General features: G+C 62.5%; 15 protein-coding genes. 12 read left to right on the plus strand and 3 right to left on the minus strand.

Features of this window, described 5'->3' with window-relative positions; all coding sequences use genetic code 11:
• Positions 1-3: 3 nt before the first annotated feature.
• Positions 4-1,194 (minus strand): bifunctional phosphopantothenoylcysteine decarboxylase/phosphopantothenate--cysteine ligase CoaBC, encoded by a 1,191-nt coding sequence (gene coaBC / locus HHL15_RS03875; protein WP_169144504.1) that lies wholly within the window; start codon positions 1,192-1,194, stop codon positions 4-6.
• A gap of 47 nt (positions 1,195-1,241) precedes the next feature.
• Here coaBC and radC point away from each other — a divergent pair, with 47 nt between their 5' ends.
• The 3 genes from radC to rpmG all read left to right on the plus strand — a co-directional run bounded on the left by radC (position 1,242) and on the right by rpmG (position 2,460).
• Positions 1,242-1,919: a RadC family protein gene (gene radC / locus HHL15_RS03880; protein ID WP_169144505.1), complete on the plus strand. Its 678-nt coding sequence runs from the start codon at positions 1,242-1,244 to the stop codon at positions 1,917-1,919.
• A gap of 108 nt (positions 1,920-2,027) precedes the next feature.
• Complete coding sequence (gene rpmB, locus HHL15_RS03885; protein WP_169144506.1) at positions 2,028-2,264, plus strand: 50S ribosomal protein L28; 237 nt, start codon at positions 2,028-2,030, stop codon at positions 2,262-2,264.
• A 28-nt stretch (positions 2,265-2,292) separates the two neighbouring features.
• Positions 2,293-2,460, plus strand: coding sequence for a 50S ribosomal protein L33 (gene rpmG / locus HHL15_RS03890; protein ID WP_169144507.1), 168 nt, complete (start codon positions 2,293-2,295; stop codon positions 2,458-2,460).
• A 333-nt stretch (positions 2,461-2,793) separates the two neighbouring features.
• On the opposite strand, the gene HHL15_RS03895 is transcribed toward rpmG, so the two are convergent.
• A complete protein-coding gene (locus HHL15_RS03895; RefSeq protein ID WP_153161165.1) occupies positions 2,794-2,997 on the minus strand; it encodes a cold-shock protein in 204 nt (67 codons plus the stop codon).
• Between the two features lie 391 nt (positions 2,998-3,388).
• Here HHL15_RS03895 and clpS point away from each other — a divergent pair, with 391 nt between their 5' ends.
• The 7 genes from clpS (at position 3,389) to HHL15_RS03930 (ending at position 10,457) form a co-directional block, all read left to right on the plus strand.
• Positions 3,389-3,697, plus strand: a complete 309-nt coding sequence (gene clpS / locus HHL15_RS03900) for an ATP-dependent Clp protease adapter ClpS (protein ID WP_169144508.1) — start codon at positions 3,389-3,391, stop codon at positions 3,695-3,697.
• A gap of 1 nt (position 3,698) precedes the next feature.
• A complete protein-coding gene (gene clpA / locus HHL15_RS03905) occupies positions 3,699-5,978 on the plus strand; it encodes an ATP-dependent Clp protease ATP-binding subunit ClpA (RefSeq protein ID WP_169144509.1) in 2,280 nt (759 codons plus the stop codon).
• Between the two features lie 86 nt (positions 5,979-6,064).
• Positions 6,065-6,544 (plus strand): ribonuclease E activity regulator RraA, encoded by a 480-nt coding sequence (gene rraA, locus HHL15_RS03910; protein WP_169144510.1) that lies wholly within the window; start codon positions 6,065-6,067, stop codon positions 6,542-6,544.
• Between the two features lie 301 nt (positions 6,545-6,845).
• Positions 6,846-8,159, plus strand: coding sequence for an isocitrate lyase (gene aceA / locus HHL15_RS03915; protein ID WP_169144511.1), 1,314 nt, complete (start codon positions 6,846-6,848; stop codon positions 8,157-8,159).
• 143 nt (positions 8,160-8,302) lie between these two features.
• On the plus strand, positions 8,303-9,166 hold the full coding sequence (locus HHL15_RS03920; RefSeq protein WP_169144512.1) for a DMT family transporter: 864 nt from the start codon (positions 8,303-8,305) through the stop codon (positions 9,164-9,166).
• A 60-nt stretch (positions 9,167-9,226) separates the two neighbouring features.
• Positions 9,227-9,589 carry a SpoIIAA family protein gene (locus HHL15_RS03925; RefSeq protein ID WP_169144513.1) on the plus strand — a complete coding sequence of 121 codons (363 nt, stop codon included), beginning with the start codon at positions 9,227-9,229 and terminating at the stop codon, positions 9,587-9,589.
• A 19-nt stretch (positions 9,590-9,608) separates the two neighbouring features.
• Positions 9,609-10,457, plus strand: a complete 849-nt coding sequence (locus tag HHL15_RS03930; RefSeq protein ID WP_169144514.1) for a sulfurtransferase — start codon at positions 9,609-9,611, stop codon at positions 10,455-10,457.
• Positions 10,458-10,505: 48 nt separating this feature from the next.
• On the opposite strand, the gene HHL15_RS03935 is transcribed toward HHL15_RS03930, so the two are convergent.
• Positions 10,506-10,919, minus strand: coding sequence for a YidB family protein (locus HHL15_RS03935; RefSeq protein ID WP_169144515.1), 414 nt, complete (start codon positions 10,917-10,919; stop codon positions 10,506-10,508).
• A gap of 203 nt (positions 10,920-11,122) precedes the next feature.
• On the opposite strand from HHL15_RS03935, the gene rpiA reads away from it, so the two are divergent.
• Both rpiA and phoU read left to right on the plus strand, forming a co-directional pair.
• Positions 11,123-11,785: a ribose-5-phosphate isomerase RpiA gene (rpiA, locus tag HHL15_RS03940; RefSeq protein ID WP_169144516.1), complete on the plus strand. Its 663-nt coding sequence runs from the start codon at positions 11,123-11,125 to the stop codon at positions 11,783-11,785.
• A 66-nt stretch (positions 11,786-11,851) separates the two neighbouring features.
• The gene (phoU, locus tag HHL15_RS03945) at positions 11,852-12,550 is read left to right on the plus strand and encodes a phosphate signaling complex protein PhoU (RefSeq protein WP_169144517.1); all 699 of its coding nucleotides are present in this window, start codon (positions 11,852-11,854) and stop codon (positions 12,548-12,550) included.
• Positions 12,551-12,621: the final 71 nt, after the last annotated feature.

Genomic DNA, 12,621 nt, shown 5'->3' on the forward strand with positions numbered 1-12,621 from the left:
GGATCAGGATTCAGGCAGCAAAGCCGCCAAGTGGGCCACGATGGCGCGCGCGACTTCGGGCTTGGGCGCCTTCGGCACAGGATGGCGGCCCGCTTCGTCATACAACACGACCTCGTTGTCGTCACCGCCCAGGCCGTCCTGCACCAAGTTGCCGACAACCATGGGCAGCTTCTTGGCCTTGCGCTTGCCTTCGGCGTACTCGTCGAGATTTCGGCTTTCCGCGGCAAAGCCCACGCAGAAAGGAGGCTTCGGCAGCCCCGCCACCTCGGCTAGGATGTCCGGATTGGGCGTCAGGGTGATCGCCAGCTCGGCACCGGACTTCTTGATCTTGTGCTCGGCGGCGGCAGCGGGCCGGTAGTCGGCCACCGCGGCCACCCCGATGAACACATCTGCACCCGGCAGAGCCGCGAATACGACCTCCCTCATCTCGAGGGCGCTGCGCACGCTGACTCGCTGCGCCCCGTCGGGCACTGGCAGGGCCACCGGACCGCTCACCAGGGTCACGTCCGCCCCGGCCTGCACACAGGCCCGGGCCAGACCATAGGCCATCTTGCCGGAGCTGGAGTTGGTGATGCCCCGCACCGGGTCGATGGGCTCGAAGGTCGGCCCGGCCGTCATAACAATGCGCCGACCGGCCAGCAGCTTGGGCTGGAAGAAGGCGATCACCGCCTCGCACAAGGCCTCGGGCTCGAGCATGCGCCCCAGTCCGACCTCACCACAGGCCTGCTCGCCAGCAGCCGGCCCCAGTAGCGATACGCCATCCGCCGCCAGCTGGAGCGCATTGCGCCGGGTCGCCGGATGCTCCCACATCTGCCGGTTCATGGCGGGCGCCACAAGCAAGGGGCAATCCCGGGCCAGGCACAGCGTCGTCAACAGGTCATCGGCCAGCCCATGCACCAACTTGGCCATCACATCGGCGGTGGCCGGGGCAATCAGGATCGCATCCGCATCCCGCGTCAGGTCGATGTGTGCCATGTTGTTGGCCATGCGCGGATCCCACAGGTCCGTCCAGACCGGGTTGCCGGACAGCGCCTGAAAGGTCACCGCCGTCACGAAACGGGCTCCCCCTTCCGTCAACACCACGTGTACGTCGGCACCCGCCTTGCCGAGGAGGCGTACGAGTTCGGCCGCCTTGTAGGCTGCCACGCCGCCAGTCACCCCCAGCACCAGCTTCCTGCCCTTGAGCTCAATCATGCCAATGGTATTATTCGAAAACTTCAGATGCAGGAATTCTACACGCCATGGCAATCACAGACTGGCCGGCCGACGAACGCCCCCGTGAACGCCTGCTGGCGCGTGGCGCAGCGGCCCTGTCCGACGCCGAACTCCTGGCCCTGTTCCTGCGGGTCGGCATCCGAGGCAAGAGCGCGGTCGACCTCGCCCGCGACCTGATCTCACATTTCGGCGGGCTCACCGCACTTTGCAATGCCAGTGCCGACGCCTTCTCGGCCGTACCCGGCATGGGGCCGGCCAAATACGCCCAGCTCCAGGCAGTGCTCGAACTTGCCCGCCGCGCACTGGGAGAGGAAATGGCCCACCGCGACGTCTTCGACTCGCCCGGCGCAGTACGCGACTGGCTGCGCCTCAAACTCGGCCAACTGCCTCACGAGGTCTTCATGATCCTGCTGCTGGATGCGCAGAACCGGGTCATGGCCAGCGAGGAACTGTTCCGCGGAACGCTGTCGCAGACCTCCGTGTACCCCCGGGAAGTCGTCAAACTGGTGCTCAAGCACAACGCCGCAGCCGTCATCCTGGCCCACAACCACCCCTCTGGAGTCGGCGAGCCCAGCCATGCCGACCAGGCCCTGACGCGCAGCCTGTCGCAAGCCCTGTCCCTGATCGATGTCCGTGTCCTGGACCACTTCATCATAGCTGGCAACACGCCCCCGTTTTCCTTTGCCGAACGCGGACTCCTCTAGCTGTCGCCAACTGCGTGCAGCCCAAAACGCACAAAAGTATTGATTCGCCCAACATCGATCCTTTATAATCGAGAGTCTTATCGAATCAAAACCAGTTTGGAGCAACAAATGGCTCGCGTTTGCCAAGTGACCGGAAAAGCACCGATGGTTGGGAACAACGTCTCCCACGCCAACAACAAGACCAAGCGCCGCTTCCTGCCGAACCTGCAAAATCGCAAGTTCTGGAGCGAGGCTGAAAACCGCTGGGTGCGCCTGCGCGTATCCAACGCTGCCCTGCGCACCATTGACAAAAAAGGCATCGACACCATCGTCGCTGAGCTCCGCGCTCGCGGCGAAAAGGTCTAAGCCTTTACACCGCTGGAGATAAACCAAAATGGCAAAAGGCGGCCGCGAAAAGATCAAGCTCGAGTCCACTGCTGGCACCGGGCACTTCTACACCACCTCGAAGAACAAGCGCACGACTCCGACCAAGCTTGAGTTCAACAAGTACGATCCCGTTGCCCGCAAGCACGTGCCGTACAAGGAAGTGAAACTCAAGTAATTGCTTCCGGCACGCGATTACCGCTTGTTGCATGCAAAGAACCCGCCATGAGCGGGTTTTTTGTTGCCTGCGATTCGGAGAAATGCCACCCCTGGCAGGAACTTGCAGCAAGGAGCTTGCGGCGAAAACCTTGCAGCAAACCTCACACCCATCACACCCGGCAGCGCTCCACATAGCTTCTCACAGCCCCGCATGGCGACCGGCATGGCCGCCGGACACAAAGCCCCCCCGCACGAAGCCCCGAACCTGAAAGTAAAACCGCCGACCTGCTTGCGCAAATCGGCGGTTTGTCATCACGGTGTCAGAGCCCGCAGGCCCGACAAGCCGGAAGGCTCAAGCGCGCTGGATGTTGGACGCTTGCTTGCCCTTCGGGCCCTGCGTGACCTCGAACTGAACCTTCTCCCCCTCCTTCAGCGACTTGAAACCGGCCATGGTAATGGCGGAGAAGTGCGCAAACAGGTCTTCGCTGCCATCGTCCGGCGTGATGAAGCCGAAGCCCTTGGCGTCGTTGAACCACTTAACAGTACCAGTTGCCATATTGCTAATTCCTTCTTGATTTCAATAACACGATCCGGACGTCCGGCATGCGGTCGGGTCAGGAAAAGCGGGGGACTTTCGAGGGTATTGCTTTGAACACGCTACGCAAGAACCTTCGCTTCAACCTCGGCGCGAACACAGCTTTGCTTTTACGTGACTTGCCAAAGCGCGTCAACGCATTTGTGATTCGGCACAAATGTTGCATCACAGCATCAAAACAGGCGCCTTATGTCGCTTTTGACAGCTTTTCGACACAAAGCACCTGTTTTGGCGTGACTTAATTCTCGCTTGCGGCGCACCAATATTGGGCGGAGTGCTGCTTGCGAAATTCGCCCGGCGAGCGTGCCAGGACACTCTTGCACAATCATCGAGGTTGTTTAGAATGGGTCGCATGGTCATCAAAAAGCAGGATGAGTCTGTTCTTGAAGCAACGGTCACGCGGATCAAACCGCCCCCCATGTTCAAGGTCATGCTCCTTAACGACGATTTCACCCCCATGGATTTCGTGGTGGCAGTGATACAGAAATACTTTGGCAAGGACCGCGAACAAGCCACGCGGATCATGCTCAAAGTCCACAGAGAGGGCGTTGGTGTTTGCGGGGTCTTCCCCCGGGATGTTGCCGCCACCAAAGTCGAGCAGGTCATCGCATACGCTCGCCAGCATCAACACCCGCTGGCGTGTGTCATGGAGGAAAACTGAAATGATCGCGCAAGAGCTTGAAGTCAGTCTGCACATGGCGTTTGTCGAGGCACGGCAGAAACGTCATGAGTTCATCACCGTGGAGCACCTCCTGCTTGCGCTCCTCGACAACCCGTCCGCTGCGGAAGTACTCCGCGCCTGCGCAGCAAAGACCGATGAGCTGCGCAAGGAACTCACCGCCTTCGTCAATGAGCACACCCCAAAGGTGGAAGGCACGGAAGACATCGACACGCAGCCCACCCTTGGCTTCCAGAGGGTGATCCAGCGCGCCATCCTTCACGTTCAGTCGTCTGGAAAGAAGGAAGTCACCGGCGCCAATGTGCTGGTCGCGATCTTCGGCGAAAAAGACTCCCACGCGGTCTATTTCCTGCAACGCCAGAACATCTCCCGCCTGGACGTGGTGAACTTCATCTCCCACGGCATCACCAAGACGCCGCAACAGGGTGCAAATCCTGCCGCACGTTCGTCAGGTGAATCCGAGCAGGGAGAGCAGGAACAGGAAGGCACGTCAGCCGGCGGCGCCCTCGACAACTACACACAGAATCTCAATCAGCAGGCCCTGCTGGGCAAGATCGATCCGCTGATCGGCCGCGACAAGGAAGTCGAGCGCGTCATCCAGACCCTCTGCCGCCGCCGCAAGAACAATCCCCTGCTGGTCGGCGAAGCCGGCGTGGGCAAGACCGCCATCGCCGAGGGCCTCGCCCGCCGCATCGTCGAAGGCCGCGTCCCGGACATCCTGGCGGACGCCCAGGTCTACGCCCTCGACATGGGCGCCCTGCTGGCCGGCACCAAGTACCGGGGAGACTTCGAGCAACGCCTCAAGGCGGTGCTCAAGCAGCTTGCCGACCACCCCAATGCGGTGCTCTTCATCGACGAGATCCACACCCTGATCGGCGCTGGCGCGGCCTCCGGCGGCACCCTGGACGCCTCCAACCTGCTCAAGCCGGCGCTCTCCTCCGGCCAGATGAAGTGCATCGGTGCCACCACCTACACCGAGTTCCGGCAGATCTTCGAAAAGGATCACGCGCTCTCCCGCCGCTTCCAGAAGGTGGACGTGGTTGAGCCCTCGGTGTCGGAAACCGTCGAGATCCTCAAGGGACTGAAGTCCCGCTTCGAGCAGCATCACGGCATCAAGTATTCCGCCTCGGCACTGTCCAGCGCAGCTGAGCTGTCGGCACGCTACATCAACGACCGTCACTTGCCGGACAAGGCCATTGACGTGATCGACGAGGCCGGCGCAGCCCAGCGCATCCTGCCCAAGTCCCGTCAGAAGAAGCTGATCGGCAAGGGAGAGATCGAGGAGATCGTGGCCAAGATCGCACGCATCCCGCCGCGCAGCGTCTCGAACGACGACCGGGCTGCCCTCAAGACCCTTGAGCGAGATTTGCGCAACGTGGTTTTCGGCCAGGATGCCGCCATCGAAGCACTGGGCAAGGCGATCAAGATGTCCCGCTCAGGCCTGGGCAACCCGTCCAAGCCCATCGGCGCCTTCCTGTTCAGCGGCCCGACCGGTGTCGGCAAGACCGAAGTCGCACGCCAGCTCGCCTACACCCTGGGCATTGAACTGGTGCGCTTCGACATGTCCGAATACATGGAGCGCCATGCCGTCTCCCGCCTGATCGGAGCTCCGCCGGGCTACGTGGGCTTTGACCAGGGCGGACTGCTGACCGAACAGGTCACCAAGAAGCCCCACTGCGTGCTGCTGCTGGACGAGATCGAGAAGGCCCATCCGGATATCTACAACATCCTGCTGCAGGTGATGGATCACGGCACCCTGACCGACAACAACGGGCGCCAGGCCGACTTCCGCAACACCATCATCATCATGACCACCAATGCGGGCGCGGAGAACATGCAGAAGGCCGTGATCGGCTTCTCCGCCCGGCGCGAGCAGGGCGACGAGATGTCCGACATCAAGCGCCTCTTCTCGCCGGAATTCCGCAACCGCCTGGATGCCATCATTTCCTTCAAGGGCCTTGACCACGAAGTCATCACCCGCGTGGTCGAGAAGTTCCTGATGCAGCTGGAAGCACAACTGCACGAGAAGAAGGTGGACGCCCACTTCACCGACAAGCTCAAGGAATGGCTGGGCCAGAAGGGTTTCGACCCCCTGATGGGCGCCCGCCCGATGGCGCGCCTGATCCAGGACACCATCCGCTCCGCACTGGCCGACGAACTGCTGTTCGGCCGCCTGGCCAATGGCGGCACGGTGACCATCGACCTGGACGACGATGGCAAGGTAAAGCTGGTGTTCGAGGAAATGGCGGAAGCTGCGGTATAGTTTTCACCATCCGCATCACAACCCAACGGGCGGCCCTTGGCCGCCCGTTGCCATTTTTGGCACTCATCATCTACGGAGGCATACCCATGGAATTCCAGACCACCGATCTCTGCGACGCCAACGAAGGCAAGGTCCACGCAGTCGCTCCGATGTTCCGCAGCTTTGGCGGCAGGCCCCGCTTTGCCGGGCAGGTCCGGACCCTCAAGGTGTTCGAGGACAACGCCCTCGTGCGTGCCACCCTGGAAACCCCGGGTGAAGGCAAGGTGCTCGTGGTGGATGCAGGCGGCTCCCTGCGCTGCGCCATGCTCGGCGACCAGCTGGCCCTGCTCGGCGTGAAGAACGGCTGGGCCGGCGTGATCATGTATGGCTGCATCCGCGACTCCGGCCCGATTGCCGGCATGGACATCGGCGTGTTCGCCCTGGCCACCCACCCCATGAAGAGCGTCAAGAAGGGCGCCGGCGACCTGGACATCCCGGTCACCTTTGGCGGGGTCACCTTCACACCGGGGCAGTGGCTGTACGCCGACGAGGACGGAGTGATCGTTTCCGACGCCCCCCTGCTCTGACCAGCTCGAAACGACGCAGCGCAATGTTTTTTCATTTCACCATCGCCGACGTCGTTTCACAATACAAAAAAAAGCAGTCATGTCATTGATATAAAAAGAAAAATAATTTCTTATATCTTATATAAGACCTGTTGCTGCCGTGCAAAATCACCCCTATACTTCTCACCACTGACCCGAGCTCCAAAGCACCTGCACAAGGCACCCCGGAACCCGGTCAAACGGCTCAGGAGCAAGCGAGAAGCAGCAACAGGCTTCCGCCCCCCGGCTTTCCCCTCCCCACTATGTTTTTAAAGGATCTCGTATGTCTCTGACTCGCGAACAGCAAATCGCCGCTCTGGAAAAAGACTGGGCCGAAAACCCCCGCTGGAAGGGTGTCAAGCGCGGTTACTCCGCCGCTGACGTCGTGCGTCTGCGCGGCAGCCTGCAGCCGGAATACACCCTGGCCGAGCGTGGCGCCAAGACCCTTTGGGAGAAGGTGAACGGCGGCGCCAAGAAGGGCTACGTCAACGCTTTCGGCGCGATCACCGCCGGTCAGGCCATGCAACAGGCCAAGGCCGGCCTGGAAGCCGTGTATCTGTCCGGCTGGCAGGTCGCCGCCGACGGCAACACTTCCGAAACCATGTACCCGGACCAGTCGCTGTACGCCTACGACTCCGTTCCGACCATGGTTCGCCGCATCAACAACACCTTCAAGCGTGCTGACGAGATCCAGTGGTCCCGCGGCATCAACCCGGGTGACGAAGGCTTCGTCGACTACTTCCTGCCGATCGTGGCCGACGCTGAAGCCGGTTTCGGCGGCGTGCTGAACGCCTTCGAACTGATGAAGAACATGATCGCCGCCGGTGCCGCCGGTGTGCACTTCGAAGACCAGCTGGCTGCCGTGAAGAAGTGTGGCCACATGGGTGGCAAGGTGCTCGTGCCGACCCAGGAAGCCTGTGAGAAGCTGATCGCTGCGCGTTTCGCTGCCGACGTGATGGGTGTCCCCACCCTGATCCTGGCCCGTACCGATGCGGAAGCCGCCAACCTGATCACCTCCGACCACGACGCCAACGACAAACCCTTCCTCACCGGTGAGCGCACCCAGGAAGGCTTCTACCGCGTCAAGAACGGCCTGGAGCAGTCCATCAGCCGTGGCGTCGCCTACGCGCCCTACGCCGACCTGGTGTGGTGTGAGACCGGCACCCCCGACCTGGGCTTCGCCCGCGAGTTCGCTCAGGCCGTGCATGCCGCCTGCCCGGGCAAGCTGCTGTCCTACAACTGCTCCCCGTCCTTCAACTGGAAGAAGAACCTGGACGATGCCACCATCGCCAAGTTCCAGGACGAGCTGTCCGCGCTGGGCTACAAGTACCAGTTCATCACCCTGGCCGGCATCCACATCAACTGGTTCAACACCTTCCAGTTCGCCCACGCCTACGCCCGCGGCGAAGGCATGAAGCACTACACCGAAATGGTGCAGGAGCCCGAATTCGCTGCCCGCGAACAAGGCTACACCTTCGTGTCCCACCAGCAGGAAGTCGGCGCTGGCTACTTCGACGACGTGACCACCGTGATCCAGGGCGGCTCCTCCTCCGTCAAGGCCCTCACCGGCTCGACCGAAGAAGAACAGTTCCACTAAGAAAACGCCTGTCGGCCGGCTCCCCTCACCGGCACGCTTGGTTGAAACCCCCGCGGGCTCACGCCCGCGGGGGTTTTTCGTTTTGCGCAAACGGCGCGCCTCCCTCCAGTAGAATTCGGGCTTCCTTCCTGCTGCGACGCACCATGCAATCCCTCTGGATGATTCTCGCCAGCCTGCTCTTCGCCTGCATGGGCGTGTGCGTCAAGCTCGGCTCCGCCCACTTCTCCACGGGCGAACTGGTGTTCTACCGAGGCTTCGTCGGCTTCCTGATGATGCTGGTCCTGCTGCGCCTGCAGGGCACCAGCCACGCGACGCCTCACTGGCGCCGGCAACTGTCTCGCGGCGTCTCCGGCACGATTGCCCTGATGTGCTACTTCTTTGCCCTCGGCATCCTGCCCCTCGCCACCGCGGTCACCCTCAGCTATACCTCCCCCCTGTTCGTCGCCCTGCTGCTGGCCTGGTGGTTCAAAGAGCGCATCGGCAAGCATGCCTTCGCTGCTATCGGGCTAGGCTTCATGGGCGTCGTACTGCTGCTCCAGCCCACCCTGCGCGCCGACCAGTGGCCTGGCGCCCTGGGTGGCCTGGGATCCGGCCTGATCGCCAGCCTGGCCTACATCAACGTCCGGGAACTCGGGCGCCTCGGCGAGCCGGAAGCCCGGACGGTCCTCTGGTTTTCCCTGATCACCAGCGCCTTCGGCCTGGTCTGGGCAGTGCTCTCCGGCCGGTTTCATGCCATCACGCTCGACAACGCGGCCATCCTGCTGGGTGTCGGCGGCTTCGGCGGCTGCGCCCAGCTCGCCATGACCCGGGCTTACCGCTATGGCAAGACCATCGTCTCCGCCAACCTGGCCTACACCACGGTGATCTTCTCCAGCCTCTTCGGCGTACTGCTCTGGGGCGAACACCTGGCCTGGTCGTCCCTGCTGGCCATCGCCATCATCATCGCCAGCGGCGTCCTGGTATCCCTTGCGTCCCGGCAACCCGCGCCCGTGCTCGAGTCCGATTGAAGCCGGCGTGGCCTGGGGCTACACTGGTGCCGTTGAGTCAGCCCAGAAAGGAAGCAGTCGATGATCACCACTGATCACAAGGAAAACCGGGTCGATGTCACCGTCTTCGGTGAGTTCACCCTGGCCGACTACAAGGAGTTCGAAGAGGTCGTCAATTACAAGATCCAGTTTGAAGGTCCCGTGGACCTGTTCTTCGACCTGCGTCAGATGAACGGCTTCACGGTCGACATGGCACTTGAGGAGATCCGTTTCGCCAGAGCCCATGCCCACGATTTCAGCCGCATTGCCATCCTCACCGAGGATCAGTGGCTGACCTGGAGCGCTTGGCTCTCACAGATCTTCGTCGATGCCGAAGTCCGCGTGTTCCAGCTGGCCGACGATGCGGAAGCCTGGCTGGGTGGCGCCGAGGTTCCCGTTGCCTGAGGAAGCTTCCAGCGTGCTCATGCCTTTCACCAATCTCATCAGCCCCCAGGAACTGGCCCGGCTTGCCACGCCCGAGTGGCGCATTTTCGATTGTCGCTTCGACCTGGCAGCCCCCCGCTCAGGGCGGCTGGCTTACGACCAGGGTCACCTTCCTGGCGCATTCTTCCTGGATCTGGAAGAAGACCTGTCCAGCCCGCCCAACGGGCTGAATGGTCGCCACCCCCTGCCCGACCCCCAGTTCCTGGCCGACAAGCTCGGCAGTCTGGGCGTTGGTGCGGAGACCCAGGTAGTCGCCTACGACGCCTCGGGCGGGATGTTTGCCGCCCGGCTGTGGTGGCTGCTGCGCTGGCTGGGGCATGACAAAGTCGCCGTTCTCAATGGCGGCCTGCCCGCATGGACCCGCCTTGGGCAGCCACTGGACGCCATCGAGCCCAGCGCCGTGGCCGGCCACTTCCCGCTGCAGCTTCAGAACGGCATGAAGGTCGATGCCGAGTACGTCCTGGGCCATCTGGAACATCCCGGGATGACGCTGATCGATGCCCGCTCTCCAGACCGTTTTCGCGGCGAGAATGAGACCCTAGACCCGGTCGGCGGCCACATCCCGGGTGCCATCAACCGCTTTTTCAAGGACAACCTGGAAGCCGACGGCTGCTTCAAGCAGGCCTCGGAACTCCAGGAAGAGTTCGGTAAGCTCATCAAGGGCGGAGATGCCCATAACGTGGTGTTGCAGTGCGGCTCGGGGGTCACGGCCTGCCACAACCTGCTCGCCATGGAGGCCGCAGGTCTGGATGGCGCCCGGCTCTACGCAGGCTCTTGGAGCGAATGGTGTGCAGACCCGGCCCGGCCGATCGCCACCGGGACGGACTGAAAGTTCAAGCCGGTCCTTCCGGACCGGCAGCGTCCTGCCAAAAAAGGCTCAACTCCGCCCCAGAAACCCTCCCAGGGCTGCCAGCAATTCGTCGCTGGATTCCGGCAACTGACCATTCGGAGTCAGCCCATCCACGACAGCCGGCAACAAGGGAGCCAGCTGGCTCGCCATCTGCTCGCCGGACACACCCAGTTGGGCCGCCATGCTGCCCAGGCCGGAACGCTCCAGCGCCTGCCCCAGTTGCTCCGGCGTGACGGGCAGGTTCTGCCCGGTACCCACCCAGGATGCAACCTGCTCGCCCAGCCCAGCCTGGCCCAGGCGCCCCAGCAAGCCTCCCAGCCCGCCCTCGCTGTTCTGGATCAGGCTCATCACGATCTGCAGCAATGGCGACTGCTCGCCACTCTGGGCACCTCCAGCGAGTGAACCCAGTACCTGACCGGCAATTTGGTCGAACAAACCCATGAAAGATCTCCGCATGCTTTCCGTGCCCCGGAATCCATCGTCAGCCGGACACGGAAGCTGCCGCCGATGGTCGCCGCAACACAGGCCGTGCGCAGCGCCCGGCTAATGTAGCGCGAAGCCTTTGCAGGCAGGTGGCTGTTACATAATCTGACCGTCCGCGCCGTCCCGGGTAAAATTGCCTCTTTTGCAGCAGGCTTTCCACCATGACCCAGGACGAACTCAAGCAACAGGCGGCGCTGCGGGCGCTGGATCACGTCATCGAAGGCAGCATCGTCGGCGTCGGCACCGGCTCCACGGCCAATTTCTTCATCGACGGCCTGGCCGGCATGAAAGATCGCATCATCGGCGCAGTGGCCTCCTCCGAAGCCTCCGCCCGGCGCCTGGCCGGGCATGGCATCCGCCTGTTCGATATGAACGAGGTGGATGATCTGCCGGTCTACGTAGACGGCGCCGACGAGATCGACGCCTCCCTGGCCATGATCAAGGGCGGGGGCGGCGCCCAGACCCGCGAGAAGATCGTGGCCGCCGTCGCCCGCAAGTTTGTCTGCATCTGCGACGCCAGCAAGAAGGTGGAGCGCCTGGGCCGCTTTCCGCTGCCCATCGAGGTTATCCCGATGGCCCGCGCCCAGGTCGCCCGCCAGCTGACGCTTCTCGGCGGCCGTCCGGTGCTGCGGGAAGGCTTCGTCACCGACAACGGCAATCAGATCCTCGACATCCACGGACTCGACATTGCCGACCCGGCGGGCCTCGAGATCCAGCTCGACGGCATCGTCGGGATCGTGACCAGCGGCCTTTTCGCCAAGCGCGGAGCAGATGTGCTGCTCCTGGCGACCCCCACCGGGGTTCAGAGTATCGAGCGGAGTTGAAACAAAATCGTCATGTTCGACTGTTAGGCTCTCCTGATTCAATGCCATTCCCACACAGGATTTCCAATGAACGATCACACATCCAAGAAATTCGATGCCGAACTCGAGGGTATTCGCACCCGTGTGCTGCAAATGGGCGGGATGGTCGAGCTTCAGATCGTGAAGGCCATGGAAGGCCTGTCCGAGGGTGACCTGCTGCTGATTGATCAGGTGATCGAGAACGACAACCGGGTCAATCACCTGGAGATCGAACTCGACGAGGCCTGCAACCAGGTGATCGCCAAGCGCCAGCCCACGGCGGTCGACCTGCGCATGATCAGCACGGTCCAGAAGACCATCACCGACCTGGAGCGCATTGGCGACGAAGCCAAGAAGATTGCCAAGACGGCCAAGCAGCTCCACACCACCGGCTCCTCCTTCGCTCCGCAGATCCGCCTCGGCCACATCGCCGACGCGGTGGTGGACATGCTGCGCACATCCCTTGATGCCTACGCCCGCCTCGACACCATCGCGGCGGCACAAGTGGTGCGTCACGACAAGGAGGTGGATGCCGAGTTCAAGGGCATCATGCGCCAGCTGATCACCTACATGATGGAAGATCCCCGCACCATCTCCCAGTCCATCGAGCTGATGTTCGTGGCCAAGTCGGTCGAGCGGATCGGCGACCACGCCAAGAACATCGCCGAATACGTGGTGTACATGGTGAAGGGACGCGACGTCCGCCACACCAGCCTCGAAGAGATCGAGCGCGAAGCCACCCGCTGAGCGCCCACCTGCATCCAGTGCCAGTTCATGGGGACGGTTCGCCGTCCCCATGATGCTTTTTAACAGGCTTC

The sequence above is a fragment of the Zoogloea dura genome (assembly GCF_012927165.1).
Lineage (GTDB): Bacteria > Pseudomonadota > Gammaproteobacteria > Burkholderiales > Rhodocyclaceae > Zoogloea > Zoogloea dura.